General features: G+C 70.4%; 23 protein-coding genes. 6 read left to right on the top strand and 17 right to left on the bottom strand.

Translation table 11 applies throughout. The features are described from left to right. Positions 1-97 precede the first annotated feature (97 nt). From AB0C16_RS26440 to AB0C16_RS26400, 9 genes are all read right to left on the bottom strand, one after another. A complete protein-coding gene (locus tag AB0C16_RS26440) occupies positions 98-1,330 on the bottom strand; it encodes an enolase C-terminal domain-like protein (RefSeq protein ID WP_357686646.1) in 1,233 nt (410 codons plus the stop codon). Beyond that, positions 1,327-4,344 carry a hypothetical protein gene (locus AB0C16_RS26435; protein ID WP_357686645.1) on the bottom strand — a complete coding sequence of 1,006 codons (3,018 nt, stop codon included), beginning with the start codon at positions 4,342-4,344 and terminating at the stop codon, positions 1,327-1,329. Before AB0C16_RS26435 ends, AB0C16_RS26440 begins: the two co-directional genes overlap by 4 nt. After that, the gene (locus AB0C16_RS26430; RefSeq protein WP_357686644.1) at positions 4,337-5,146 is read right to left on the bottom strand and encodes a carbohydrate ABC transporter permease; all 810 of its coding nucleotides are present in this window, start codon (positions 5,144-5,146) and stop codon (positions 4,337-4,339) included. Before AB0C16_RS26430 ends, AB0C16_RS26435 begins: the two co-directional genes overlap by 8 nt. A 51-nt stretch (positions 5,147-5,197) precedes the next feature. After that, positions 5,198-6,055: a sugar ABC transporter permease gene (locus AB0C16_RS26425; RefSeq protein WP_357686643.1), complete on the bottom strand. Its 858-nt coding sequence runs from the start codon at positions 6,053-6,055 to the stop codon at positions 5,198-5,200. A 31-nt stretch (positions 6,056-6,086) separates the two neighbouring features. After that, on the bottom strand, positions 6,087-7,340 hold the full coding sequence (locus tag AB0C16_RS26420) for an ABC transporter substrate-binding protein (protein WP_357686641.1): 1,254 nt from the start codon (positions 7,338-7,340) through the stop codon (positions 6,087-6,089). 17 nt (positions 7,341-7,357) lie between these two features. Further along, on the bottom strand, positions 7,358-8,059 hold the full coding sequence (locus AB0C16_RS26415; protein ID WP_357686640.1) for an FCD domain-containing protein: 702 nt from the start codon (positions 8,057-8,059) through the stop codon (positions 7,358-7,360). Between the two features lie 229 nt (positions 8,060-8,288). Then, positions 8,289-8,849 carry a DUF305 domain-containing protein gene (locus AB0C16_RS26410; protein ID WP_357686638.1) on the bottom strand — a complete coding sequence of 187 codons (561 nt, stop codon included), beginning with the start codon at positions 8,847-8,849 and terminating at the stop codon, positions 8,289-8,291. A 180-nt stretch (positions 8,850-9,029) separates the two neighbouring features. Next, complete coding sequence (locus AB0C16_RS26405; protein ID WP_357686636.1) at positions 9,030-10,169, bottom strand: hypothetical protein; 1,140 nt, start codon at positions 10,167-10,169, stop codon at positions 9,030-9,032. After that, positions 10,162-11,439, bottom strand: coding sequence for a serine/threonine-protein kinase (locus AB0C16_RS26400; RefSeq protein ID WP_357686635.1), 1,278 nt, complete (start codon positions 11,437-11,439; stop codon positions 10,162-10,164). Before AB0C16_RS26400 ends, AB0C16_RS26405 begins: the two co-directional genes overlap by 8 nt. A 134-nt stretch (positions 11,440-11,573) precedes the next feature. Between AB0C16_RS26400 and AB0C16_RS26395 the strand changes: the two genes are divergently transcribed. Beyond that, on the top strand, positions 11,574-13,088 hold the full coding sequence (locus tag AB0C16_RS26395) for a serine/threonine-protein kinase (protein WP_357686634.1): 1,515 nt from the start codon (positions 11,574-11,576) through the stop codon (positions 13,086-13,088). Positions 13,089-13,155: 67 nt separating this feature from the next. Here the strand turns inward: AB0C16_RS26395 and AB0C16_RS26390 are convergent, their stop codons facing one another. The 5 genes from AB0C16_RS26390 to AB0C16_RS26370 all read right to left on the bottom strand — a co-directional run bounded on the left by AB0C16_RS26390 (position 13,156) and on the right by AB0C16_RS26370 (position 18,539). Beyond that, positions 13,156-14,214 carry an ABC transporter ATP-binding protein gene (locus tag AB0C16_RS26390; protein WP_357686632.1) on the bottom strand — a complete coding sequence of 353 codons (1,059 nt, stop codon included), beginning with the start codon at positions 14,212-14,214 and terminating at the stop codon, positions 13,156-13,158. Beyond that, positions 14,211-15,788: an iron ABC transporter permease gene (locus AB0C16_RS26385; protein ID WP_357686631.1), complete on the bottom strand. Its 1,578-nt coding sequence runs from the start codon at positions 15,786-15,788 to the stop codon at positions 14,211-14,213. The genes AB0C16_RS26390 and AB0C16_RS26385 overlap by 4 nt, the downstream gene beginning before the upstream one ends. A 2-nt stretch (positions 15,789-15,790) precedes the next feature. After that, entirely contained in the window at positions 15,791-16,846 is a 1,056-nt protein-coding gene (locus tag AB0C16_RS26380; RefSeq protein WP_357686629.1) for an iron ABC transporter substrate-binding protein, read from the bottom strand. A gap of 173 nt (positions 16,847-17,019) precedes the next feature. Continuing rightward, positions 17,020-18,153 carry a hypothetical protein gene (locus AB0C16_RS26375; protein WP_357686628.1) on the bottom strand — a complete coding sequence of 378 codons (1,134 nt, stop codon included), beginning with the start codon at positions 18,151-18,153 and terminating at the stop codon, positions 17,020-17,022. Beyond that, a complete protein-coding gene (locus AB0C16_RS26370; protein ID WP_357686627.1) occupies positions 18,150-18,539 on the bottom strand; it encodes a GntR family transcriptional regulator in 390 nt (129 codons plus the stop codon). The genes AB0C16_RS26375 and AB0C16_RS26370 overlap by 4 nt, the downstream gene beginning before the upstream one ends. A gap of 57 nt (positions 18,540-18,596) precedes the next feature. Between AB0C16_RS26370 and AB0C16_RS26365 the strand changes: the two genes are divergently transcribed. From AB0C16_RS26365 to AB0C16_RS26355, 3 genes are read left to right on the top strand one after another with little or no spacing between them, the layout of a single operon-like run. Further along, a complete protein-coding gene (locus AB0C16_RS26365) occupies positions 18,597-18,953 on the top strand; it encodes a hypothetical protein (protein WP_357686626.1) in 357 nt (118 codons plus the stop codon). Next, on the top strand, positions 18,950-19,831 hold the full coding sequence (locus AB0C16_RS26360) for an ATP-binding cassette domain-containing protein (protein WP_357686625.1): 882 nt from the start codon (positions 18,950-18,952) through the stop codon (positions 19,829-19,831). Before AB0C16_RS26365 ends, AB0C16_RS26360 begins: the two co-directional genes overlap by 4 nt. Next, entirely contained in the window at positions 19,828-20,622 is a 795-nt protein-coding gene (locus AB0C16_RS26355; RefSeq protein WP_357686624.1) for an ABC transporter permease, read from the top strand. Before AB0C16_RS26360 ends, AB0C16_RS26355 begins: the two co-directional genes overlap by 4 nt. 152 nt (positions 20,623-20,774) lie before the next feature. On the opposite strand, the gene AB0C16_RS26350 is transcribed toward AB0C16_RS26355, so the two are convergent. Then, positions 20,775-21,329 carry a hypothetical protein gene (locus AB0C16_RS26350; RefSeq protein WP_357686623.1) on the bottom strand — a complete coding sequence of 185 codons (555 nt, stop codon included), beginning with the start codon at positions 21,327-21,329 and terminating at the stop codon, positions 20,775-20,777. A gap of 277 nt (positions 21,330-21,606) precedes the next feature. Continuing rightward, on the bottom strand, positions 21,607-21,750 hold the full coding sequence (locus tag AB0C16_RS26345) for a hypothetical protein (RefSeq protein ID WP_357686622.1): 144 nt from the start codon (positions 21,748-21,750) through the stop codon (positions 21,607-21,609). Between the two features lie 180 nt (positions 21,751-21,930). Between AB0C16_RS26345 and AB0C16_RS26340 the strand changes: the two genes are divergently transcribed. After that, complete coding sequence (locus AB0C16_RS26340; RefSeq protein ID WP_357686620.1) at positions 21,931-23,166, top strand: FAD-dependent oxidoreductase; 1,236 nt, start codon at positions 21,931-21,933, stop codon at positions 23,164-23,166. Between the two features lie 18 nt (positions 23,167-23,184). Further along, the gene (locus tag AB0C16_RS26335) at positions 23,185-24,144 is read left to right on the top strand and encodes a sigma-70 family RNA polymerase sigma factor (RefSeq protein ID WP_357686619.1); all 960 of its coding nucleotides are present in this window, start codon (positions 23,185-23,187) and stop codon (positions 24,142-24,144) included. A 476-nt stretch (positions 24,145-24,620) separates the two neighbouring features. Here the strand turns inward: AB0C16_RS26335 and AB0C16_RS26330 are convergent, their stop codons facing one another. Then, positions 24,621-25,997 (bottom strand): IS1380 family transposase, encoded by a 1,377-nt coding sequence (locus AB0C16_RS26330; protein WP_357686618.1) that lies wholly within the window; start codon positions 25,995-25,997, stop codon positions 24,621-24,623. Positions 25,998-26,210: the final 213 nt, after the last annotated feature.

Below are 26,210 nucleotides of genomic sequence, written 5' to 3'. Positions count from 1 at the left end.
GGTCGGGTAAGGGTTCCGTCCACTCGCCCGGCCGCCGGGCCGGGCGCCGGGCCGGGCGCCGGGCCGGGCGCCGGGCCGGGCGAGCGGAAGATACCGATCAGAGGGTGATATTTCCGGAAACGGTGGGGTCGGCGAAGCGCTCGTTGGGCACCTGCGCGTACCACCCGGGCCGCCCGGGATCACGGTCGTAGGGATAGCCGCCCAGCTCCTTGTAGAGCTCGGCGTAGCGGGCGACGCGCTCCCGATCCAGCCGCACCCCCAGCCCCGGCCTGGACGGCACCGCGATCGCACCGCCGGAGTAGGCCAGCTTGCCGCCCTCGATCACGTCGTCGCGGAGCTGGTGGTAGTGGGCGTCGGCCGCGTAGGTCAGGTTGGGCAGCACCGCGCCGAGGTGCAGCATGGTCGCCAGCTGGATGCCCAGCTCGCCCGAGGAGTGCACGGCCACCCCGAGCTGGAACGTCTCGCACACCCCGGCCGCCTTCACGCACGACCGGATGCCGCCCCAGAACGTGGTGTCGAGCAGCACCACGTCGGCGCCCCGGCGCAGCACGTTGGAGGCGAGCTGCTCGAAGTTGACGACGACGGTGTTGGTCGCCAGCGGCACCCGCACCTGCTCGCGCACGCTCCTGAGCCCTTCGAGCCCCCAGACGGGGTCCTCCAGGTAGTCGTTGTTGAGCCCTTCGATGGCCTTGCCGAAGCGCAGCGCCTCGGCCAGCGACAGCACGGCGTTGGGGTCGTACCTGAGCCGGTCCTCGGGAAACTCCTCGGCCAGCGCCCGGTAGCACTCCAGCTCGTATCCGGGCGGGAACACGCCGCCCTTGAGCTTGTGCACGCCGAACCCGTGCGCCGCCTTCAGCGCCCGCGCGTGCTCGACCAGTTGGTCCGGCGTGCGGATCTCGGCGTGCCCCTCCGCCGCGTAGCGGAAGAACAGGTAGGAGGCGAACGGCACCTCCTCGCGGATCCGGCCGCCCAGCAGATCGCAGGCGGGCACCCCGAGCCGCTGCCCGATCAGGTCGACGCAGGCGAACTCGATGGCCGCGAGCAGCTGGGTGCGGTTGTTGTAGAGCGAGGCCGTCGGGTTGGCGATCTTGAACCGCAGCGCCTCCAGCTGGAACGGATCATGGCCCTTCAGGTACGGCAGGAGCGCGCGGAACGCCGCCTCGGCGCTCTCCCCACCCCCGCCCATCTCCCCCAGGCCGACCAGCCCGTTGTCGGCCTCGACCTCCACGATGGTCCGGACGAACCGGCCCCAGTGGGCGCCGTTGCTGTGTCGCAGCGGCGCCTCCAGCGGGACGGCGACCGTCGTGGCCCGGATGTCAACGATCTTCACTCGCATGTCCCCCAGACGGCGGCCACCCCGCAGGCGGGCAGCCGTACCTTGACCGATTCGCCGGCGACCTCGGCGGGCTCCAGCCCGCGCGCCAGCCCGGCGCTCACCCGCGCGCGCAGCAGGCCGGGCAGGCCGACCGTCACCTCGACGGGCTCGGCGGCCAGCGACTGCAACCGGACCACCCGCTCCGCGCCCGCCCGGCCGATCGAGGTGACCAGCACGTCGGGGTGGTCGACGGAGACGTACGACCGGGCGGCGGCCTCGGCCGGGCTCTCCAGCAGCGCGCCGACGAACGGCTCGGTCAGCCCGGAGGCCGCCAGCGCGCCGAGGCGCCTGCCCTCGACGCCCGCCGCCGACATGACCGCGTAGCGGAACGTCGTCTCGCCCTGCTGCTGCGCCGGGAAGTTCGTGTCCCAGATGTTGTTGAGCGCCCACGAGTAGACCGTGCCGTCCTCCTTGTCCAGGGTCGGCGGGAACGGCGCGTACGGCATGTGGATGGTGCCGAGCTGCACCAGCGGCGCCTCCAGCGTGGCCCAGGCGATGGTCAGCTCGGGGTCGTCGAAGGCGATCCAGTGCCTGATCGGCAGCATGTACGCGGCCGAGCCCGGCACCTGGGCCACGTCGGGGCCGCCGACGCCACCGGTCAGCTCCCAGGCGGTCGCGGGCCCGGAGGCGAACGGGAAGGCGAGGAAGACCGCCTCCTTGGCCGGGGTGCCCTGCTTGGCGAGCTGGTAGGTCAGGTCGAGCCGGGCGACGCCGCGGTGCAGCTCGACCGTGGTGCGCAGCCAGTCGACCCCCTTGCCCTGCAGCTCGACGACCAGCTTCTCTCCCACGGCGGTGCGCCGGGCCTTGACGATCGTGGCGTTGCGGCCGATGGCCCGGTCGCCGAGCAGGGTCCGGTCGTGCGCCCCGACGTGCCCCGACAGGTGGTTGAAGTGCGGGGCGGTGGCGTAGCGGTCGTAGACGTACTGGCCGAACCCGGCCGCCGCGTAGCCGTTGACCAGCTCCCGGCCTGCGGTCTTGTCGAAGATCGAGCTGATGTAGCCTTCGCGGACGTCGTAGCTCACCCGGTAGAACTCGTTCTCGATCACGCCGCCGAGGTCGAGCTCGACCGGCGCGGGAGCCTGGGTCTCGCCCGGGACGACGTCGATCCGCGCATACCCGTAACCGGAAATCTCCGGTATGACGGCGTGCAGGTGCCGGCCGATCGGCCTCGTCGGCCAGTCCATCGGGTCCACGTACTCCTCGTGGTGCGCGACCCGCTCCCCCGTACGCGCGTCCACCAGCGCGATCGGCACGTCGACCGGCACCACGTCGCGCGGCAGGAACGCCCTGACCACGTCGGTCCTGGCCCGCGTGCCGGGGTTGAACACCGCGAACGAGGCGAGCGCGCCCTCGCCCGGCGCCTCGCCCGACAGCGCGGCGGCGAAGCGGCGGGTGGCGGCGTGCAGCAGGTCGGCCGCGTCGTCCTGGGCGTCGTAGGCGCCCGACGACTTGCGTGTCCACTGCAGCCCGCCCGAGTCGCCCGCCTCCTCGGCGTCCTCCCACGGGTTCGCGGCGCCCCAGGTGTGCTCGTTGAACAGCGCCACCTTGTCGTACGCCTCGTCGATCCGCTCGGTGGCGTCGGCGCCCGCGAGCGTGTGCAGCGTCTCGGCGACCCGCAGCGCCGACTGCGCCCGCCGCACGTAGCCCAGCGGGCGCGCGCCCGAGCCCAGCCCGTCGGCCCACCAGTCGGTCCAGTCGCCCTCGTGCACGGCGAGCCGGTCGAGGTGGCGCTCCTCCACGTGCTCGAAGAAGTCGCTGTTGACGGCCGAACGCAGCCGGGGGTAGGCCCACTGCTCGTTCCACCTGCGGGCGATCGAGGCGGGCACGATCGACGGGCCGGCGTTGTCGGCGTGCGCCCCCTGCACCCGCAGGTGCAGCACGTCCAGCTCGTACGGCTCGCGCGGCGCGTCGGGCCCCTGCCAGCCGAACGTCCCCGGCCCGTACGGATAACCGCGCGAGGCCAGCGCCGACAGGTAGCGCGGCAGCAGGTCGTCGGCCAGCTCATAGGAGTCGGTCAGCCCGACCGTGTTGCCCTCCATGTACGCCATGCCGTGCGGGGTGTCGGTGAACCAGACCAGCACCTCGTTGCCGCTCGGCGCCCGCCACCGGAACGGCCTGGTCAGCTTGTCGCCCCCGTGCAGATAGGGCACGGACCGCCCGGCCCAGTTGTGGGCCGCGGCCAGGTAGCGCACCCCGGCGGCGTTGAGCGCGTCGACGAGGCCGACGACCGCGCCGGGCACGTCGGTGTGCATGGCCGACCGGGTGGCGAAGCCGTACCTCTGCTGGAGGTCGGAGGTGAAGCGGAGCTGGCGGTAGAGCTCCTCGGTCGAGCAGGCCTCGGTGTGGAGCTGGAACGGCAGCGCGGTGACCTCGATGATCCCCTCGCGGGCCAGCGCGGCGAACGCGTCGACCTGCTCGGCGGGCCGGGCGGCGAGCCACTTCAGCGCGGGCATGGACGACTCGACGGTCCAGCGGAACCTCGCGTCGTCGGGCCACCCGGCCGTCTCCTCGGCCAGGCGGAGCGCCGCGTCGAGGTAGTCGAGGTGGTGGCGGAGCACCGTGCCCTGCGGGTCGGTGTAGCCGATGTCGAGGTGGGAGTGGTGGACGACGAACACGCTCCACTTGCGCTGCGGGGTGATCGTGACCTGTGCGGACCCGACCAGCCCGGCGTCGTCGCGCGACTCCAGTGTGAACACGCGGGGGCCGGTCACCTCGGGCACGAGCAGCGTGACGTCGGCGCCGGTGGCGCTGTCGGCGCCCACCAGCACGTGGGTCAGCGGCTCGGTGCTCGACACCCTGACCGCCTGGCGGCCGTCGTGGGTGAACAGCGGCAACACCGCGACCCGCACCTCCAGCCCGCGCACGCTGATCACGGGCGTGGAGGTGTCGTCGCGCAGCGCCTGACGGATCCCGTCGTAGTCGGGGGAACCGAGGCTCCGCTGGAGCAACCGGCTGGTCAATTCAGACACTCCCTAGGGAAAGGCCTCGGGCGAAGAGGCGCTGGGTGGCGAGGAACAGCAGGACGGTCGGCAGCGAGCACACGAGCCCGGCGGCCAGCGCGACGGGCACCGGGGTGCCGGCGTAGACGTCGGTCATCAGCCCGGCGAGCGCGGTCATCACCGGCCGGACGTTCTCGGTCGTGGTCAGCGTCAGGCCGAAGATCAGATCGTTCCAGATGAAGGTGAACTCGAGGATGAACACGGCCGCCAGTGCGCTGGTCGAGATCGGCAGGTAGATGCGCCAGAAGATGCGCCAGGTGGAGGCGCCGTCCATCCGGGCCGCCTCGAAGATCGAGAACGCGACGCCGGAGTAGAAGTTGCGCAGCACGAACGCGGCCAGCGGCACGTTGATCGCCGTGTAGACGAGGATCATGCCGAGCCTGGTGTCGTACAGGCCGGCGTCGCTGTAGCCGACGAAGAGCGGCACGAGCAGCATCTGCGACGGGAAGACGGTGCCCCCGAAGATCAGCAGGAACCACCAGAACCCGAAGCGCAGCCGGAGCACCACGATCGTGTAGCCGGCCAGCGCCCCGACGACGACGCCGAGCAGGGGCGAGACGAAGCTGTAGAGGGCGGTGCTGGCCAGGCTCTGGCCGAGGTCGGCGCTCTCCAGCGCCCGGCCGAAGTTGGCGAGCAGCTCGAAGTCGCCCGACGGCAGCCACGCCGACGCGGGGTCGTAGGAGGCGGCCGGCCGCGAGGCGTTGACCAGCAGCAGATAGGTCGGGCCCAGCCAGATGAGGCCGAGCACGACCAGAACGGCACGGCGAATCATGAGACCTCCTTCGTCGGCCTCGTGATCAGAACGCTGTGTTCACTGATGACCTCACGACGTCCGGCCATTGACCTGCCTCCTGAGATAGAGGTAGGACGCCAGCCCGGTGACCACGGTGAGCATCACGGCCACCGCGGAGCCGTAGCCGTAGTCACTGGCCACGAACGTCTCCTTGTACATCGTCACCGCGAGCGTCTCGGAGTTGCGTCCCGGCCCGCCCTGGGTCATTACCCAGACGATGTCGAACGTCTTCAGGCTCGCCACCAGCGCCAGGCCCACCACGACCGCCGTCAGCGGCCTCATCAGCGGCCAGATCACGTACCTGAACAACCGCCAGCCCGACGCGCCGTCGATCCGCGCGGCCTCGATCGGCTCCTTCGGGATCGACTGCAGCCCGACCACGAACAGCAGCGTGTTGACGCCGAGTTGCTGCCACGTCCACACCAGCAGCATGGCCAGCGTGTTCTGCGGAGCCTTCTGCAGGAACGCGGTGTCGACGCCGAGCAGCAGGTTGGCGATGCCGTCGTGCGACAGGATCGGGCTCCACACCAGGCCGAGGCCCGCCCCGCTCAGCGCGTACGGCAGCATGAACGGCACGCGGTACCAGGCGCCGCCCCTGATGTCGTAGGACAGCACCGCGACCAGCAGGCCGAGGCCCACCGGCAGCACCATGGTGCCGAACACCCAGAGCAGCGTGTTGCGGATCGAGGTCAGCAGCGCCGGGTCGTCGAGCAGCTTGGTGAAGTTGTGGAGCCCGATCCACTCGGGCGGCGCCAGGCCGTCATACCGGGTCAGGCTCAGGTACGCGGTCCACACGAAGGGCGCGTAGAGCAGCCCCGCGACCAGTAAGGCCGCGGGGGCCACGTACCCGAGCCGGAAGCGGCCGAGCATGGGGGCACGCGTGCTCATGGCCGCACTCCGTGGAGCGGCGCTCCCTCGCTCACTGGTGCGTGCTCCAGTACTCGTCGGCCTCCTTCTGGATGGTCTCCAGAACCTCCTTGTACGTGCCGGGCTCGGTCACGAACTTGCCGAACCCGTCGAGCGCGGCCGTCAGGATGGGCGGCGGCGTGGCCTCGAAGTAGCGGTTGACCAGGCGATACTTACCGCTGCCCGCGTCCTTGGTGACCTGGCTGAGCGCCTCGTCCTTGATCTCCACCTTGGGGTTGGCGCTCACGTCGCCGCGGGTCGTGGCCCACTTCTCCTGGGCCTCGGCGGTGGTCCACCACTTGAGGTACTTCGTGCCGGCCTCGGGGTCGTCGGCCTTGGTCAGCGAGCAGAGCGGGCCGCTCTCGAAGATCATCGACGTCTTGGGCAGCGAGGCGTTGACGTTGGGGATCGTGAAGAAGCCGTAGTCGGCGCCGGCCTTCATGTCCCGCTGGGTCATGCTGGTGTTGAACCAGGTGCCGAAGGAGACCATCGCGGCCTTGCCGTTCTTCAGCACGTCGCCCGGGTCGGTCTTGTCGCCAGGATTAATGAAATATCCGGCGTCGATGAGTTCCTTCCACTTCTCCATCACCTGGACCACGCCCGGGTCGGTGTACTTCGCCTTGCCCGTGGACAGCCGGTCGTACAGGTCGGGGTCCATACCGGCCATGAGCTGCTCGAACCAGACGAAGGAGAACAGCACGCTGGTGTGGTAGAAGGCCTTGACGTCGTTCTTCTTCAACGTGTCGGCGACCGTGATCAGCTCGTCCCACGTCGTGGGCGGCTGCAGGCCGTGCTTGTCGAAGATCTTCTTGTTGTAGAACATCCCCCAGTAGGCGACGTTCATCGGCACGCAATACTGCTTGCCGTCGATCGTGTAATAGGGCGCCAGGTCCTGCGACAGGTCGCCCGCCTTGATCGCCTCCTGCCAGACGGCCGTGGTGTCGGCCACCTGCTTCTGCTTGACGATCTCCTCCAGCATCCCCCCGGTCTGCCAGGTGAAGAGGTCAGGCTTGACGCTCGTGCGGAACGACGCCTTGATGAAGGCTTGGTACTGGGCCGAGTCGGTGTAGCCCGTCGGCTTCATGCCTAAGCCGATCTTCTCCTTCGACAGGACGCCCATCTCGTCGAAGAACTTGCTCCACGCTCCCTTGTCGTTGTAGAGCGTCAACTCGGTCTTCTTCTTCGCGGGCGCCTCGGCGCCGTTGCCGCCACAGGCGGCGAGAACGACGGCCGCCACGCCGAGCACGGCCATGCGTGACCGGATCATTTCCCGGCCTCCTTGCTTCACTTGGGGGAGTGTTGCAACCTCTGCTCGATTACCGTCTTGACGTCCACCAGATGAGCCCGCATGCGCTCCTCGGCCGCCGCGGCGTCGCGCGCCACGATGGCCTCGAGGATCGACAGGTGCTCGTCGTAGTCGCGGCGGCGGTCGTCGAAGATCTGCAGGATCTCCCGCTGCTCGGGTCCGTGGACGGTGAGCAGCGAGTCGACGACCTCGTGCAGCACGCTGTTGCCGGCCAGCCGCGCGGTGACCCGGTGGAAGGTCATGTTCGCGTCGTGCAGCTCGGCGTCCTTGCCGTCCAGATGCCTGGCGGCCTCGTCGAGCACCTGTTCCAGCGCCGCGAGCTCCTCGCCTCTCGCACGCTCGGCGGCCATCGCGGCCAGCGGCGGCTCGATGACGATGCGCGCGCCGAGCAGCTCGAGCAACTGGGCGGCGTGCATCTCGCGCATGTTGGGGTTGGGCAGCACGAGGCGTTCGATGTCGGCTCCGACATAGATGCCGGAACCGTGCCGCATCTCGATGGCCCCCGTGGCCTCGAGCCTGCGAAGCGCCTCGCGCAGCGTCGGGGTGGTGACGGCGAAGCGCTCCGAGAGCACCCTGGTCGAGGGCAGTCTGTCGCCCGGCCGATGCCCGCCGGTGCGGATGAGCTCCAGCATGCGTTCGGTCAGCGCGTCGGAAAGTGTCGGCCGCGTTACCTCGGACATATCAAGTCATCTAATCACTTAATCCCATGGCCGTCTATGAGGAGAGTATTTTTCACGTCACGAAGCGGATCGTGGCGTGGGTGGTGGCCGTCATCCTGGCACCGGCCGTGGCGGGTGTCGGCCCGACCTGGGCCGACGGCAACGCCACGCTAGGGCGGTCGCCCTGCACGGCCGCAACGCCAATTCGCTCGCGACGCCAATTCGCTCGCGAGGTCACTTCGCTCGCGGGTCATGACGTGAGCATGGCCCGCATCAGCCGCACCTGCTCCGTGCGCGACGCCTCCACCTGACCCGCCCACCGTTCGACCTCCGGATTGGCCCCGGCCGTGAGATGCGCGCCGGCCATCCGCGCGGCGACGCCCTGGTGCTCGATCATCAGGTTGAGGAGGTCGCGCTCGAACGTCTTCGAATCCCGCAGCGCCTTGATCCGCTCGCGATCGGTCTCCGGCAGGCCGCCGTGATCGTCGTGCGACCCCGACGCGGCCGTGAGCGGCTGGTCCCAGCCGTGCAGCCAGCGCAGCATCATCTCCACCTCGTCCTGCTGCGTCTTCTCGACGGCCGCGGCCAGCGTCTTCAGCTCGGGTGTCCGCGCCCTGGCCGAGCCCAGCCCGGCGATCTCGATGCCCTGCCGGTGATGCTGCACCATCATCTGCACGAACATCACGTCCTCGGCGTTGACCGGATCGCTCGCGGGCTCGGCCACCCCGCAGGCGGCCACCACCAGCAGCAGCCCCAGGACGACGAGCCGGCGTGTCACTCCGCCGTGTTCCCGGATCGTGCTCTCGCGCACCGGTGCTCCCTGGGACAGGATTCGGAAAGAAACCTTCCTAAGGTTTGGGCATTTCGTCCCGGTACGTCAAGGGACACCGGCACCCGGGTGGACGAGTTTCACACGCCCTCCACTGGCACTCCTCCTGGACTCCTCCGGAACTCCACCCGGCTCCTCCGGAACTCCACCGGGGCGGAATCCTCATCGCCCCTCCGCACGCCCCCTGAGATAGGCGACCACGGCGACCCCGCCCACCAGCCACCCGAGCAGCAACCCGTAGACGGCGCCCTCGGCCAGCACCTCGTAGGGAGAGAAGCCGACCTCGTACCTTCCCCCGGTGGCGAGGTGGGCGATGAGGAAGACCAGAGCTCGCAGCAGTCCAATGCCCCCCGCGACCAGGATCGCGCACCCCCAGCCGAGCAGGAAGACGCCACCTGCCCCCTTGCTGGGCCTGACGAGCCGGACGGCCGACCCCAGCAGGAGGGTCATGGCCATGACGGCGGTCACGGCGAGGAGGAACAACGTGAACAGATCGAGTGCCATGGTGAAATCCGGAGGATCTCCGGCGAAATACCAGAGACCACTCACGGGCTTGGGAAACATGAGCAGCCGCTGGTAGCCGATGTCGATCGCCGGGCGATCACGCAGCGCCAGAAGGCCGCCGACGAGGACCAGCAGCCCGAGGGACACCGCCGCGCTCGCGGCCACCGTCCACGCCTTTCGGGCGCTCGCCCTCCGGGGGCTCGGCGGCGCCATCCCGGACGCCGGAAAGCCGGGGAGGGACCCCGGCATGGCGATAGGGGAAGCCGGGGAGGCGGTCCGGGAATAGGCCAGCGCCGCCGCGAGACCGCCCAGCCAGCCGAAGAGCAACCCCCACTCGGCGCCGTTGAGCAGGCTCCCGGCCGCTCGCGAGAGATCCACGGCAGGCCAGTAGGGACCGCCCGCGACATCGAACACGATGGCCGCGGCCCCCACCGCCAGGGCGGTGCACGCCCAGCCGAGCAGGAAGACGGCGAAGCCCGCACCGCGCGCGGGCACGGCGCGCCGTGACCCGGTCAGCAGAGCGTAGAGAACCACCCCGACGATCGCGAAGCCCAGCAGGATCCAGAGGGTCCGGGGCAGCGAGAACCGCGCAATGTACGGCAGCGGAAACTGCATCAAGTGCAACAGGTAATCGACCGGCCTCGGTCTCTCAAGGGCAAGGGCGAAGACGTCGATGCGCGATCCGTTGAACAACCAGGTCGGGACGGCGACGAGAAGCATCGTGCCGCACACGGTCAGCGCGGCCGCAAGGGCGATCGTACGGCTGCGCCGTAGATCGACATGGGTCGTCTCAGCCACAGGCCGCCCTCATCTCGCCCCAGACTTCGGCAATACGGTCCGGCGACTTCTGGACCTCGGTCGCCGCCGCGTCCGCCAGAGCCCGTTCGAGCCGGGGATCCTCGGCACGGCCGGCCAGCCTGGTCAGCGCGGTGTTCCTCTGCCGCCCGCCGGTATCGCCGCGCGCGGTCACCTGGGTCAGCTGCGGCAGGATGTCGGCGCAGACCTCGCCGTCCGGCCACAGCGCCGGCCGGGTGACTCCCAGCAGAGCGGCCACGACCCCGGCGACGACGAGCACCCCGACCAGCCGACGGCGCAGGGGCGTACGCGGCTCGTCGGGAGGATCGTCATCCGCGGGCGGCGCGAATGCCCCCGCCTGGACGGGTTCCTTCTCCGCAGGCAGCACCTTGGTGAGCGGGAGCGCCCCGATACGGGCGGTGATGTCGTCCGCCACCGCCCCCGGCAGCCACGCCGGACTGGACACCTCACCGCCGGACGCGAGCCGGTCCAGCACCTCTTCGGGCGTCGGCCGAGCCTCGGGCTCCTTCGCGAGGCAGGCGGCGATGAGGTCGCGCAGGTCGCCCTCGGGCACCCCGTCCAGGAGGGGCCGCTCGTGCACCACCCGGTAGACCAGCACATGGGAAGGCCCCTCCCCGAAGGGATTGGCCCCGGTCACCGCGTAGGCCAGCACGGCGCCCAGGGAGAAGACGTCGCCCGCGGGACTCGCCACGTTCGCCGTGACCTGCTCCGGCGTCACGTAGCCGGGAGATCCCATGGCCATCCCCGTATGCGTGGCGGCGGTCGCGTCCGCCGCCCGGGCGATGCCGAAGTCGATCACGCGGGGACCCTGCGGGGTCACGATGATGTTGGACGGTTTCAGATCCCGGTGGACCACACCGGCCCGATGGATGGAGATCAGCGCCTCGGCGAGCCCCGCCCCCAGTGTCCGCACGGTCTCCACGGGCAGCGGCCCGTGCGCCGCGATCGTGTCCCGCAGAGACAGGCCAGGCAGGAAGGTGGTGGCCAGCCACGGCTGGTCCGCGTCGGCGTCCGCGTCGACGACCGCCGCGGTGTAGGCGCCGCCCACCGCGCGGGCCGCGTTCAGCTCCTTGCGGAACCTCGACCTGAACTCCGGGTCCCCGGCGAGGTGCGGATGGATGACCTTGATGGCGATCGGAAGCCCCCCGGGCGAGCGGGCCAGGAAGACCTGCCCCATGCCACCCGCTCCGAGCCGCCCCGTGATGACGTACTTTCCGATCCGTGTGGGATCGCTCGAACTGAGCAACCGCATCGCTGCCCCCCGCAGTCAATGATCACGAGCAGATTAGCAGCGCGTCTTTTGCCGTGTCTTTACCTGTGCGACTGCGCATCACTCTTTGACGTACGACCCGTTTCGCGGCTTTTTATGGCTCTAGGCTGTGCGCTGTGACCCCTGGGCGGATGGTGATCGACGACCGTTTCGAGCTGCTGGAGCAGCTGGGAAGTGGCGGCATGGGCACGGTGTGGCGCGCCCACGATCTCGTCCTCCACCGGGAGGTCGCCCTCAAGGAGGTGCGCCCGCCCGGTCCCGAGCAGATGGACTCGGACAGGGCGGGGATGCTGCGCGAACGGGTGCTGCGCGAGGCCCGCGCGCTGGCCCGGCTCCACCACCCCAACGTGGTGGCCATCCACCACATCGTGGACACCGCGCTGGTGCCCCACCCGTGGATCGTCATGGAGCTCGTCCGCGGCCGTTCCCTGCAGGAGCGCCTGGCGCACGGTCCGCTGGCGCCGGCGGAGGCGGCCCATGTGGGGCGCGGGATCCTGGCCGCGCTGCGGACGGCCCACGCGGCGGGCATCTGCCACCGCGACGTGAAACCCGCGAACGTCCTGCTGCGCCCCGACGGCAGCCCCGTGCTCACCGACTTCGGCATCGCCGCGCTGCACGACTCGCCAGGGCTCACCGCCAACGGCGACGTGGTCGGCTCCCCCGAGTACATCGCGCCGGAGCGCCTGCGCGGCCAGGAGGGCAACCCCGCCTCCGACCTGTGGTCGCTGGGCATGCTGCTGTACGTGGCGGTCGAGGCGCGCCACCCCATGCGCCGCGACACCCCCATCGCCACGCTCGCGGCCGTGCTGAACGGGCAGGTCCCGCCGCCCCGCCAGGCCGGCCCGCTGACGAACGTGTTGAGGGCGCTGCTGACGCCGGACCCCGCCGCCCGCCCGGGAGCGGCCGAACTCGACTGGATGCTGGCCCAGGCCGCCGGCCGGCCCATGCCCTCCTATCCCACGATGCCGAGCGCACGCCCCGGCTCTCGCCGGCTGCGCGCGGCGACGATCGCCGGAGTCGCCGCGCTCGGCGGGATCCTCGCCACGGCCCTGGTGCTGCTCCCCAGGGTCCAGGACGGCACCGCGAGCCCTGTCACGTCCACGACCTCGCCACCCGTCACCTCCCCCGCGACCACCACCAGCGCCAGCACCAGCGCGGAACCGTCCCCCACGGACACCCCGACCGGGTCGCTGCTGACCCCCGACGGGATCAGGTCCGTGATCCCCCTGCTGGAGAAGGCGGCGGGCGGCGCCGAGTTCACCGGACTCACCGTGTACGAGGAGTACGCGGTCGCCCAGGGCCGTGTCCGGGGCAAGAAGAACCTGTACGACACCTACACCTACCGCAATGGGCAGGTCACCCGCGCCACCGGAGGCACCCTCAGCCCCGGCGAGGCCGAGGTCAAGCTGAGCTCCTTCAACTGGGACGCCCTTCCTGCCCTGTGGCGCACCGCCGACAACAGACTCGGCATCCCCGAGGCGACCAGCCGCTACCTGATCGTGCACGGCTCCTGGACGTTCGCCGACGACCAGCCCGTGCTGCTCGTCTACCTCTCCGACGAGTACGGCGGCGCCTACCTGGCCGCCGACATCAAGGGCAAGGTGCTGCGGCTCATGCCGAGAGACGAGTGAAGCACTCACGCCGGCGATGAGCGCCGGCACCGCCCCACCCCGCCCGCCGCTCCTCCCCCGGCGCGGCTCACGCCCGGTCGCGCCAGGCCCGGCAGACGCCTTCCACCTGTACGCCCACGGTCGCGCCCACCGTCACCGGAACGGCGTGGCCCGGCACCCTGGCGGTGATCCGGGTGCCGTCGGCCAGGTGCAGGGTGACGGTCGCGTCGTGGCCGTGGAAGTCGTGGCCGATCGCGGTCGCGGTCACCGCCGGGCCGGCCGAAGCCGTGGTGACGCGGATCTGCTCGGGGCGCACCATGACGGTGAGGTCGCCCGTCCCGCCCGGCAGCTCAGCGACCGTGATCGGCCCGAGGGCCGTGGACAGCGCGGTGCCGCCGGTGACCGGCCGGACGCCGTTCCCGGCGCGCAGGAACACCGCCTCGCCCACGAACGCCGCCACCCACGCGTCCGCCGGCGCCCGGTAGACCTCGACCGCCGGGCCGCTCTGGAGCACCCTGCCCTCGCGCATCACCGCGACCTGGTCGGCCACGGAAAGGGCCTCGCCCTGGTCGTGGGTGACCAGGATGCCGGTCGCCCCGTCGGCCCGCAGCGCCGCTCGCACGTCACGCCGCAGTTCGGTGCGCAATGCCGCGTCGAGCGCGCTGAACGGCTCGTCGAGCAGGATGACGGACGGCCGTGGCGCCAGCGCCCTGGCGACCGCCACCCGCTGCTGCTGGCCGCCGGACAGATGGTGCGGCATCCGGTCGCCGTAGCCGGACAGCCCCACCAGGGTCAGCACCTCCTCGACCCGGTCCGAACGCCGTTCCTCACGGCTCAGGCCGTACCCGACGTTGTCTCTCACCGACAGGTGCGGGAACAGCGCGCCCTCCTGCGGGACGATGACGATGTGCCGGCGTTCCGGGGGCGTGTGAACCCCCGGCCCGGCGACGGTCCGTCCGTCGACGGCGATCTCTCCGGCGTCGAGCCGTTCGAAGCCCGCCACGCAGCGCAGCAGGGTCGTCTTGCCACAACCCGACGGGCCGAGCACGGCGAGCAGCGCGCCGCTCGGCACGGTGAGGTCGGCTCCGGCGAGCGCGTCCACCGCGCCGTAGCGCTTGGCGATCCCGCGTAGTTCCAGTCGGCTCATCGTGAGGGCTCCCGGGTGAGAATGCCGGTGCGCGCGGTGAGCAGCCACGTGGGCACCGATGACAGCGCCACGAGCAGGGCGGCGTAGGGGGCCGCGGCCGCGTACGCGGCCACGGTGGTGTGCGTCCACAGCTCGGTGGCGAGCGTGTCGGTGCCGGTCGGACGCAGCAGCAGCGTGGCGGGCAACTCCTTCATGCAGGTCAGGAAGACCAGCGCGGCGCCGGCGCCGATACCCGGCAGGGTGAGGGGCAGGGTCACCGTGCGGAGCACGGACAGCGGTCCCCGGCCCAGCGATCTGGCCACGTCGTCCAGCACGGGAGGCGCCTGGGCCGCCGCTCCGGCGACCGCGGCCACCGCCAGCGGGAGGAACAGTGCGGCGTAGCCGAGCGCGAGCAGCCAGGTCGTCTGATAGAGCGGGTAGGCCAGGGTGACCCCGAAGGACACCAGGGACAGGCCGATGACCAGGCCCGGAAGGGCGTGACTGAGGTACGCGAGACGGTCGAGCGTGGTGGCCAGCGGGCCGGGCGCCTTGGCGCTCAGCAGCCCCAGCGGCAGCGCCAGCAGCATGGTGAGCGCGGCGCCGGCGAAGGAGAGCCACAGCGAGTTGCCCATGGCGGCGACCACCTCGGCCCAGGCCCCCGGCCGTGAGACGCCCTGGATCATCCGGTGGGTGAGGCTCACCGCGGTGACGCCGAGCGAGAGCCCCGCCAGGGCGACCAGCGCGACGACCGCGGGCCGGCGCAGCCGGGCGAGACGGAGCCGGGCCGGCTGCCGGCGGGCGCCGCCCAGATGGGCGTAGCGGGCGCCGCGCCGGCGGCTGGCCGTCTCACCAGCGAGTATGAGCATCGTGAGCGCGACCAGCGCGCTCGACAGCACCAGCGCACCGGTCCGATCGAAACCGAGGTCGAAGGCGACGAAAATGGCCCGGGTGAACGTGTCGGTCCGCACGATCGACACCGCGCCGAAGTCCGACAGCACGTACAACGCCACCAGCAGCGCGCCTCCGGTGAGCGCCGGGCGGATCTGCCGCAGCGTCACGCCGGTGAAGGCGCGCCACGGGCTCCTGCCCAGCGACCGCGCCACCTCCTCCTGCGCCGGGTCGGCCCCGTTGAGCGCCGCGGCGACCGGCAGGAAGACGTACGGGTAAGAACACAGCGTCAGTACGAGTGCCGCCGCCCAGAAACCCTCGAACCCGTCCACGGTCGACCGCCAGGCGAATCCGGCGATGTAGGTCGGCACGGCCAGCGGCAGGGCGGCGAGCACGGCGAACAGGCGCCTGGCCGGAAGATCGGTCCGCACGACCAGGAACGCCGAGCCGACCCCCAGCACGAGGCACCCGGCGGTCACCACCGCCGCCAGGCCGAGAGTGCGGAACGCGAGCCACGCCACCCGCACGGTGAGCAGCTCTTCGCCGATGCGCGCCCAGCCGGCTTCGGCCGTCCTGACTCCGAGGTAGACCACGGGGACGAGCGCGACGGCGACGGTCACCACCGAGAGAGCGAGCAGCAGCGGCCTGGACGGACGCCCGGTCACCCGCAGCGCCCGCCCAAGCCGCCGGCCAAGGTGCGATGTCATGCTCAGGGAACGAGCCCCGAGTCCTTGATCAACGCGATCGTGGCTTCGAGCTGGTCGAGGTCGTTGAGGTCCACGGTGGGCACCTTCAGCTCGCTGAGCGGCGGCACTCCCGCGGGCGGGGCGGCGCCGTCGACGACCGGGTACTCGAAGGTCTGCTCGGCGAAGTACTTCTGCGCGTCGGCGCTGAGCAGATACTTGACGAAGGTCGCCACCTCGGGGTCCTCGGCGGCCTTCTTCAGCACGCCGACACCCGCCACGTTGACCAGCGCGCCGCTGTCCCCATTGGGGAAGAAGTGCAGCTTGGCCGTGAGGGCGTCGGGCGTCGTGCCCTGCTCCTTGGCCAGCTCGCCCAGGTAGTAGTGGTTGATGAGGCCGGCGGCGAGCTTGCCCGAGTTGACCTCTTCGAGGATCGGGCCGTTGCCGTCACGGATCTGCGGCTCGTTCGCCTTGAGCCCGGCCAGGAACTCCTTGGCCTTCGCCTCTCCGTGCTGGACCACGATGGCGGTGACGAACGCCTGGAAGGAGGCGTTGGTCGGGGCCACACCGATCTTGCCCTTCCACTGCGGCCCGGTGAGGTCGAAGACCGAGGTGGGCAGGTCGGTCTTCGCCACGAGCTCGGGGTTGTAGACCAGGACCCTCGATCGAGCCGTGACCCCGACCCACTCCTTGCTCTTGGCCCGGTACGACTCGGGCACCTGACCGGTGATGTCATCCGGCAGCGGCGCGAACAGGCCCTTCTTGGCCACGGCGCCGAGCGCACCCGCGTCCTGGGCGAAGAAGGCGTCCGCCGGGGACCGTTCGCCCTCCTCCAGCAACTGGCTGGCCATGGCGGCGGTGGCGGCGTACCGGGCCTCCACGGCGATGCCGCTCTGCTGGGTGAACTTCTCCAGCAACGGCTTGACCAGCGACTCGCTGCGGCCGCTGTAGACAGTGATCTTCTTGTCGTTCGGGGCGAGGGCGCCGGACCCGCTCTCGGACTCCGCGCCGCAGGCGGCGAGCCCGAACAGCAGGCCACTCGCGACCAGCGCGACCATGGCCTTGGGGAATTGGACGGACACGTGACGTTTCCTTTTGTCGGCGAAGCGGAGTCCGGCCAAGACTCCAACTACAGCTCTGCAGAAGTTAGCTGAGCCTAACCTTGCCATGTATCGCGCCGTGAAGGGACCCCCCACCACCCGCCGACGGGCATGATTTCCGGCACACCGCCGGCCATCTGACCGCGCGGGGAGCCTCAGAAGAGGTTGTGCCTCTGAGGCGGGTCGACGACGCCGGCCAGCGCGAGCACGGCGAACACGGCCAGGGCGACGGCGAGGACGCCGATCAGGAGCCAGGCGATCGGGTGGCCGAGGTTGAGAGTCCACGAGGCGGAGCCGAGACGGGCGTGCACGAGCAGGGCCGGGTCGCGGCGGTTGACGTAGACGGCGCCGGCGAGGAACCAGTGGCGGTCGTCGTCGCGCTGGTCGATCCCGGAGTCCTCCCGCTCCTCGCCGGGCAGGGCGGGCAGCCGGTGCCCGGCCTGGCCCACCTTGACCTCCCACGCCAGCCACCCGCCCAGCAGCGCGACCAGCGGAACGCAGACGGCCACCTGCCAGACGATCGTGGACGTGACGATCTCCCACAGCGGCAGAGCCGCGAGGAACAGGCTCAGGTTCAGGCAGGCCGCCGACAGCAGCGACATCGCCGCGACGCCGCGCAGGTAGATGCGGTAACGACGGGCCGAGCCCTTGGGTCTGGCGGCGTCGAGGTCGGGGCGGGCACGCAGCACGACCATGACCACGGCGAGGACGATCAGGGTGACGATCACCTGGTAGATCACCGGCTGGAAGGCGCTCAGCAGCGTCGTGGGCTCGCGCTTCGAGGAGGCCGTGCCGTACCCGGGGAAGAGCGGGAGCGTGGCGGGCAGCTCGCCGTAGCGCGCCCAGCCGAGGCCCGCGGTGAGCAGCAGGACGGCCATCGCGGGCAGCCCCCACAGCCACGGCACCCGGACCGGGTCGGTGCGGAAGGTGGTGTCCACGGTGACGGCCTGGCGCCGGTCGGCCGCCCACCCACCGGCGTGCTTGGCGGCGCGGACCGTGAGATGAGCGCGGTGGTAAAGCAGCAGATCCGCGACGATCACCACGGTCGCGGCGAGTCCGATCACGACGGATGATCCCGTCACCAACAGCGCGGGGATCGAGATCGCCGCAGCGAGCACGGCCACCACGACGACCAGGCGAGCGTAGAGGCGCCGCGCGGAGATGACGGCCGGGTCGCCCACCCGCTGGACGCCCACGCGCACCCCGAACGGCAGCGTGGGCCTGGTCAGCGCCGGCAGCATCCACATGAGGCAGGTGACCAGGGCGAGGAGGATCAGCAGCGGGATCACGCGCTCTCCTCGAAGCCGGTCAGCTGCGCCTCGCACCGGCGCAGCACGTCCTGCCGGTCCATGCCGTGGACGGTGGCTTCCGCCAGCAGCACACGCATGCGTTCCTCCCAGTCGTCGATGAAGGGCGTCTCGGGCGGGCCGGTGGCGGCATCGCGCCGCACGACCGCTCCGCTCTTGCGGTTGATCCGGATGACGCCCTGCTGCCGGAGCAGGTCGTAGGCCTTGTTCACGGTGTGGAAGTTGATGCCGAAGTCCGCGGCGAGTTGCCGCGTGGAGGGCAGCGGGTCACCTTCCCGGGCCTGCCGTCTGGCGATCGCCTCCACGATCCGGTCCCGGATCTGCTGGTAGATCGGGACCTCGCTGTCGAGGTCAAGGGTCAGCTGCACACCGACACTCTATCTGATATACATCTAATAGAACAGATAGTACTTGGAGGACAGATCATGATGCAGGTGGAGATTCATCAGGAAACGCTGACCGTGCGCTTCCTCCCGTGGGCTCGGCTGTTCACCAGGACCGGCGCGGTGAGCGTGCCGCTGGCGGAGATCGCCGAGGTGCACCTGCTCGACCGGCCGCTCGCCGCGGCCACGGGCACGCACTACGGCCTGCTCGTCTCTGGCGTCATCAAGGTCGGCACCTGGACGTCCCTGACCGGTGTCAAGCGTCTGGTCGCCGCCCGGCGAGAGGCCGCCGGTCTGCGGATCGTCCTGAAGGGCCGGGCCTCGGGCCATGACGAGCTGATCCTCAGCGTCCCGGACGCCGAACGGCTTCAGCGCCGGCTGATGACGGTGATGGCATGAAGATCGAGGTGCGCGACCTGACCAAGACGTTCGGTTCGATCAGCGCCGTCACCGACCTCAGTTTCGACGTCGGAGAGGGCACCGTGACCGGGTTCCTGGGGCCGAACGGCGCAGGCAAGACCACCACCATGCGGATGATGCTGGGCCTAATCGCGCCGACCTCCGGCACTGCCACGTTCGGTGGCAGGCGCTACTCCGACCTGCCCCGCCCGTCGGCCGCCGTCGGCGCCGTGCTGGACAGCGCGGGCTTCCACCCCGCCCACACCGCTCGCGACCACCTGCGGGTCTACGCCCGCATGGGCCGGTACGGCGCGGCGAGGGTGCGGCACGTCGCCGACCTGACCGGGGTGTCGGCCTTCGCCGGCCGCCTCACGAGCACCCTGTCCACCGGCATGCGGCAACGACTCAGCCTGGCCACCGCCCTGCTCGGCGACCCCCAGGTGCTGCTGCTGGACGAGCCGAGCAACGGCCTGGACCCCGAAGGCATCGCCTGGCTGCGTCATCTCGTCCGCGAGCTGGCCGCCGACGGCCGCACCATCCTCGTCTCCAGCCATGTGCTCGGCGAGGTCGAGCACATGGCCGATCGCGTGGTGGTGATCCGCGACGGGCACCTGGTCACCACCGCACCCGTCACCGAGTTGTACGGCCCGGCCACCGTGCTGGTCCGCTCCCCGCAAGCGGACCTTTTCGCCGCCGGCCTGACGAAGGCCGGGACCCGGGTGGAGCGTTCGCGACCGGACCTCCTGCGCATCCACGGCCTGAGCACCGCCGAGATCGCCGCCGCGGCCACCTCCCGCGGAATCACGCTGCACGAGATCACCCCGGAACGCCCCACCCTCGAACAGGCATTCCTGCACCTCACCGGAGGCCCCCGATGACCGCGCTCCTGTCCGCGGAATGGACCCGCCTGACCAGCACCAGGCTCTGGCTGTGGGGTCTGCTGGCCGCGCTGGGAAGCGGAGCCCTCGTTGGCCTGCTCGCACTTGTCGGCCCGGAGAACTTCACCCCGCCGCTGCCAGGGCTGGACACCACCCAAGGAGCCCACGTGCTGCTGGGCCTGCTCGGCTTCACCGTCTTCGCCCCCGCCCTGCTCGGCACCATCGCCGTGTCCTCGGAGTACCGGCACCGGACCATCACCACCACGACGCTGTTCGCGCCCAGGCGCTGGACCTGGCTCGCGGCCAAGCTGGCGGTCTACACCGGGGCCGGGCTCGCCTACGGCGCGCTCGCCGCGACCGTGGCCGGCGGCGCCCTCTTCGGCGCGGCCGCGCTCAAGGGCATCACTCTTGGCCTCCCGGCGGCCACGGTCGCGGCCTTGCTGGCCCGCATCGCGCTGACCATGGCCGTCTACACCCTGCTGGGCGTCGCCGTGGGCGCCCTCCTGCGCAACCAGGTGACCGCCCTCGTCGTCGTCGGCGCCTACTTCTACATGATCGAGACCGTGCTGATGCTCATCCCGGGGATCAAAGTGCTCTACCCCTATCTCCCCGGCGGCGCGACCGCCGCGCTGACCGGCTTCACCTACCTGGCTGACGCCATCGCCAGCCAGACCGGCACCTCCGCGGCCCAGTTGCTGTCCGCGCCGGCGGGCGGCGCCGTACTGGTCTGCTACGCCCTGATCGCGGTCGCCATCGCCGTCGCGGCACCGTTGCGGCGAGACATCATGTGAGAATCCGGCAGGCTTTCCCCCAAAGGAGGGTCCGCGATTCACGCGGGCTTACTCGTCGGTGCGTACGCACACCTTGCGCGGGCCCGCCTCCGCGTTGCCGGGGAGGGCACAACCCCATGCTCACTGGAGCCCCGAGCCCTGCCGAGCGGATATCAGACACAGATCACGTAGACGGTGCCCTTGGCTTTCCTGACGCCGACCACCCAGCCCGAGGGCTTGTCCTTGGTCCCCATAGGAGCACTCGCGATGACCTCCCAGCCGTTCTCCAAGGGCTCGTCCAGGAAGAAGCCTTCGCCCGTCGCGGTCTTTCCGCTGGGACAGAAAACGGTCTTGTGGCCCTTGCCGGGGAAGTTGAAGTCCGCGTGCTCGATGCTCGCTTTGACCGAGTGGGCCGGTCCCTGTGGGACGTTCTCGTTCCAGGAAAGCTTGCGTTCGTTGGCCCTGCAAGTGCTCGTCTCGGCGACGATGCGGACGTCGCCCGACCTGTTCTTGACGCAGGCGTAGATGGCGTCGGAGTCTGAGGATGCGGCGGCCATGCCGCCCGCCGCAAAGAGGGACCCGGCGAGCACACCAACCGTCAAAGCAGCCATTGTGCGTCCGCTCAAAGACTTGATGGCCAGGGGATACATCCCTTCTGAGAAACTCCCGTCGAGGCGTTGAGGTGCCCTGCCGTCGGCAAACGACCAAACTGGCCAGGCACTGCTCATCGGCAAACGCAATCTGGGACGGGCCTCTTGCAATCGGCTTACGGGTGGATTGCAGGTGGTATTGGCCCAGCTATGAGGACGCCGACGTTGGCGAGTGTGCCGAACACCTGCTGCGTGCGGACCTGGCTGCGGCGCCAGCCGACGGACACCCAGAAGCCCTCCGAGTGATCTCGGAGGGCATCGGGCCTGGAGCCGCCTTGGGATTCGAACCCCAGACCCTTCAGCCATCACCAGCGAGTAGCGAATGCTTGCCCGGTCGGGGCAGCAAGCTGAGCGGTCAGAACTCGTCCATACAGAACACGGTCTGCGGATCGTCGTCGCCAGGCGCGGTCTTGCCATCGGCGGTGTCGTAGAGCTCGAGCACCCGGTTCTTCTTCGCCTCGTAGTCGGGGTCCGTCGAGGTCTTCCACGTCTTGATCACTTGAAACCGGACGCCCCCTTGCGGAGAAGGTCCCGAAGGTCGACCGGGGCACCCGCCCCCCGAGCTGGCCTCGCAATGATCCTGTCGCTCCGTGAGCCATGTCACATGCAGTTCCTGTCAGCAATCGGGGCGCCGTTCCGCTCAACTCACCGAGAGCAAGCGAACCGACAGGAGCAACACATGAAGCACCGCATCGTCGTTCTCGGCGCCGGCTATGCCGGGGCCTACGTGGCCGGGAACCTGGCCCGCCGGCTGTCCCCGGAGGACACTGAGATCACCGTGGTCAACGCTGTGCCGGACTTCGTCGAGCGGCTGCGGCTGCACCAGTTGGCGGCCGGCCGGGAGATCGAGGCTCAGAAGCTCGCCGACGTCTTCGCGGGCACGGGGATACGGCTGCGCGTGGCCCGTGTCACCGCCGTCGACCCCGAGCGCCAGGTCGTCGCCGTGGCCGACGCCGACGGCGGCGGCGAACTCGGCTACGACACGCTTTTGTACGCGCTCGGCAGCCACGGCGACGACTGCGGGGTCCCCGGCGTGGCCGAGTACGCCTTCGACGTCGCCGGCCGGCCTTCGGCGCTGCGCCTGCGCGAGCGCCTGGACAGCCTGGGCAGGCGGGGCGAAGGCGGGAGTGTGGTGGTCGTCGGCGACGGGTTGACCGGCATCGAGACCGCCACCGAGATCGCCGAATCCCGGCCCGGCCTGTCGGTGGCGCTGGTCGCCCGCGGCGAGCTGGGCGCACGGCTCTCCGCCGGAGCCCGCGGCCACCTGCGCCAGGCCTGCGACCGGCTGAGCATCACCGTCCTGGAGCACACCAGCGTCGAAGCCGTCGAAGCGACGCGGGTGCTGTGCGCCGACGGCACCGCCCTGGCGTCCGACGCAACCGTGTGGACGGCCGGGTTCGCGGTCAGCCCCATCGCCGCCGCCAGCGGGCTGGAGGTCACCGAGAACGGTCAGATCGTCGTCGATCGCATCATGCGGTCGGTCTCGCACCCGAACGTCTACGCCGTCGGCGACAGCGCCTACGCCCTCGGCGACAACGGCCGGCCGCTGCCGATGTCCTGCGCTTCGGCCGGCTTCACCGGCGGGCAGGCGATCGCCGCGATCGTGGGACGCCTGACCGGCCGCAAGATTGCGAACACCAAGCTGGTCTACTCGTACAACCACATCAGCCTCGGGCGGCGGGACGGGATTCTGCAGATGGTCGACGACGAAGGGCAAGCAAAGCCGAAGTATGTGGGCGGCCGGAAGGCCGCGCGGGTCAAGGCGGGCATCCTCAAGGTCTCGCTGTGGGCCAACTCGCACCCCACCTTCGGCGTGCCCAAGCGCAAGCGCCGCCTGGCCGCCGCGCCGGATGTGTCCGCCGAGAAGGCGATCGTCGACTGGCACCAGACGTCGTCGTCGAAGGCGGTCGCGTAGCTGCCTAGGGTGGTCCGCGTGGACAGCACCGCCACTGATCGCTTCGGCACCGGTCGGTTCGAGGCCAGCCGGAACCGGCTGGCCTCGCTGGCGTACCGGCTGCTGGGCTCCGCCGCCGACGCCGAAGACGCCGTGCAGGATGCGTTCCTGCACTGGCAGACCGCCGACCGGCAGCGGATCAAGGTGCCGGAAGCATGGCTGACCAAGGTCGTCACCAACCTGTGCCTCGACCGGCTCCGCTCGGCACAAGCCCGCCGCGAACGCACCGTCGGCGCCTGGCTGCCCGAACCGCTCCTCGACGGCGACCCGATGCTCGGCCCGGCCGACACTTTCGAGCAGCGCGAATCGGTCTCCCTGGCCGTGCTGACTCTCATGGAGCGCCTGTCACCCCTCGAGCGGGCCGTCTACCTCCTGCGCGAAGCGTTCTCGTACAGCCACGCCGAGATCGCCGAGATCCTCGACCTCACCGAGTCCGCAAGCCAGCAGCACCTCCACCGGGCCCGGCGCCGCATCACCGCCGCGCGCCGCCGCGGCAGCGGCGAAGTCGACCCCGCATCCGCCCGCAGGATCGTCGAAGAATTCCTCGCCGCTGCCTCCTCGGGCCACACCGACCGGCTGGTGGCGCTGCTCACCGACGACGCGACCGCGATCTCCGACAGCGCCGCCGGCCTGACCGAGACGCTGCTGCAGTACGACACTCCGCAGGGCATCGCCGCCGTCGCACGGGCCGGCTTCAAACCCACACCCGCGAAACGGCGACTTGCCGGCGGCACGCCCGCCATCCACTACGCGCTCGTCAACGGCGCCCCCGCCATCCTCTTCGTGCTCGGCGACCAGGTCGTCGGCGCCGTGACGTTCGACATCACCAACGGCAAAATCGCAACCGTGCGCGGCATCGGCGCCCCCACCCGCCTCGCCCGCCTCACCGAAGCCTGGCGGCAGCACGAACCGGACACGCCGCTCATCAACCAGTGGTGACCCGACGCCGACCGCGGCCAGGCGCAGCACCCGCGCTGCCAGCCCGGAGACCCGCAGGGCTCTCTACCAGCTCAACGCAAGCCTGGAACGCCGGGATGCAGCGCATTGACCACCTGAGCACATGGCCCCGAGGATCATCCTTGGGGCCTTGCGTATGAGGCTGTGGTGAGATGTCGGGATGAACCAAGTGGATCGCGATGCGGTGGTCGCACTGCGAGCCTGTTTCGAAGCTCTCGGAGCCGATGACCCTGAGGGCTGGGCGCTTTCGGAGATCACCGAAAACATCCCCCAACTCGCTCGCTTTCTGGCGTTGAGACCTCGATCTTTCGTGATCTTGGCGTGGTCGGTTGATCGGTTCGGCTGAAGGTGGAATGCGTGCTGTGGTCAGCACACTGGCCCGGCTGTCGCGCCGAGTGGGCGGGGTTCCACGGGCCCGCGGGTGTCCTTTCCTGGTCGTAGGGGCGGGTTGTGGCTGGTCAGGGCGGGACTGGCAGCGCTTGCAGGCGCATCAGCGCGGTGAGGATGTCACGGGCCCAGGGCCATCGCCCCGCGATGCGCAGGCGTAGCCGTCGGCCGCCGCGCACCAGCCGTCCGGCCACCGCGAACAGGCGCAGACGCAGGCGTTTGGGCTCGTAGCTGCGGGCTGTTGTGCCAGGCAGGGCGAGGATCTGCATCCAGGCCAGGAGTTCGCAGGCCAGGGCGACGAGTTCGCACCAGATCTGGTTGCGGGTGAAGTGGTGCAGGGGCAGGTTGGCCAGGCCGGTGTCCTTGGCGCAGCGGATGCGGTCTTCGGCGCGGGCCCGGCGGCGGTGGCGGAGTTCCAGGTCGGCGAGCTGGCCGCGTTTGGCGTCGGTGACGAAGCTGGTGACGCGGCATCCGTCGACGTCGGTGAAACGCAGCTGGGCGCCGGGGTGCGGGCGTTCCTTGCGGGCGATGACGCGCATGCCTTTGGGCCAGCCGGTCAGGTCCAGCAGGCCGGTCAGCTCGGCGACCCAGGCGCCGGGCCGTACCTGCCGGTCGGCGTCGTAGGCGGGCGTCCACGCACTCTTGGGCAGGCGTAGCACGGCCTGCTGCACCTGCTCGGTCAGGGTGAACCCGATCGAGTACGACAGCCGGCGGCCCGGCTTGGTGAGCCAGGTCAGGAACTCGTGCGTGCCGCCGGCGGAGTCGGTGCGGATCAGCACCTGGCGTCGGCGGTGCTTGGGGAGTTGGGCCAGAGCCAGCCGGGTGGCTTCGATGTGGTCGGCGGCGGTGTTGGAGCCGGCGTTGCCCGCCCTGAGCATGATGGCCAGGGGTTCGCCGGAACCGCCGGGGCCGTGGTCGGCGAAGACCGCCAGCGGGTGGAAGCCGAAGGTGTGTTTCCAGGTCGGAGCGGCGTGCTGTTTGTCGGAGTGGGCGATGACGATGGTGGCGTCGATGTCGAGCGGGATCAGTTCGCCGTCGCTGCCCGGCGCCTCAGCTCCGGCCAGGTGCCAAGCGCGTTCGCGGGCGAGAGCCCGGGCTGCGCGCAGCGCCTTGAGCGCTTTGACCTCGTCGCGGGCGAGCCGGTCGATCAGACGGGAGACGGTCGGGTCGGAGGCGACTGGGCCGAACAGGTCGGGCTGGGCGCGCAGCAGGGCGACGTCGGCCAGGCAGTCTCCGCCCAGCGCGAGGGCGACGGCCAGGTCGGCCACGATCTTGCCGGTGTCGTGCACCGTGCGGGCCGGTCGCCAGCGCTCCAGCTGCGCCGACAGTGCCCGGTCCAGACCGGTGACGTGCAGGGTCTTGAGCAGCAGCAGGCTCCCGGCGTGGGAGAGCAGCCCGGTGCCGTCGGCAGAGGCGGTAATGGTGCGGTGGGAGGCGATAGTCTTCACGTGGAAAGTGCTTCTCGATCTGGCGTGGACAGGACCTTAGACAAGCCCCATCCTCCCAGCTCGGAACAATGCCGGTGAGTTAAGGCATTTCTGCAGGTAGCGAGCGCTTTCGCTGGCGTCGAGCGTGGCTGGCCTGGGTGCCTATCGTCGCGATTCGGTGACGGATAGTGCGTTGGCGCCCTTAGGCAACGAAGCCCTCGATAGGACAGCGGT

The organism is Nonomuraea sp. NPDC048916, assembly GCF_040649575.1.
Lineage (GTDB): Bacteria > Actinomycetota > Actinomycetes > Streptosporangiales > Streptosporangiaceae > Nonomuraea.
This window is presented reverse-complemented; position numbering and strand designations above follow the sequence as displayed.

What these genes read in the sequence shown, in the direction of transcription:
- AB0C16_RS26430 (WP_357686644.1), bottom strand. Translation starts at nt 5,146, where the DNA reads ATGATTCGCCGTGCCGTTCTGGTCGTGCTCGGCCTCATCTGGCTGGGC.
- AB0C16_RS26425 (WP_357686643.1), bottom strand. Translation starts at nt 6,055, where the DNA reads ATGAGCACGCGTGCCCCCATGCTCGGCCGCTTCCGGCTCGGGTACGTG.
- AB0C16_RS26420 (WP_357686641.1), bottom strand. Translation starts at nt 7,340, where the DNA reads ATGATCCGGTCACGCATGGCCGTGCTCGGCGTGGCGGCCGTCGTTCTC.
- AB0C16_RS26415 (WP_357686640.1), bottom strand. Translation starts at nt 8,059, where the DNA reads ATGTCCGAGGTAACGCGGCCGACACTTTCCGACGCGCTGACCGAACGC.
- AB0C16_RS26400 (WP_357686635.1), bottom strand. Translation starts at nt 11,439, where the DNA reads ATGCGGTTGCTCAGTTCGAGCGATCCCACACGGATCGGAAAGTACGTC.
- AB0C16_RS26390 (WP_357686632.1), bottom strand. Translation starts at nt 14,214, where the DNA reads ATGAGCCGACTGGAACTACGCGGGATCGCCAAGCGCTACGGCGCGGTG.
- AB0C16_RS26385 (WP_357686631.1), bottom strand. Translation starts at nt 15,788, where the DNA reads ATGACATCGCACCTTGGCCGGCGGCTTGGGCGGGCGCTGCGGGTGACC.
- AB0C16_RS26365 (WP_357686626.1), top strand. Translation starts at nt 18,597, where the DNA reads ATGATGCAGGTGGAGATTCATCAGGAAACGCTGACCGTGCGCTTCCTC.
- AB0C16_RS26360 (WP_357686625.1), top strand. Translation starts at nt 18,950, where the DNA reads ATGAAGATCGAGGTGCGCGACCTGACCAAGACGTTCGGTTCGATCAGC.
- AB0C16_RS26355 (WP_357686624.1), top strand. Translation starts at nt 19,828, where the DNA reads ATGACCGCGCTCCTGTCCGCGGAATGGACCCGCCTGACCAGCACCAGG.
- AB0C16_RS26350 (WP_357686623.1), bottom strand. Translation starts at nt 21,329, where the DNA reads ATGAGCAGTGCCTGGCCAGTTTGGTCGTTTGCCGACGGCAGGGCACCT.
- AB0C16_RS26340 (WP_357686620.1), top strand. Translation starts at nt 21,931, where the DNA reads ATGAAGCACCGCATCGTCGTTCTCGGCGCCGGCTATGCCGGGGCCTAC.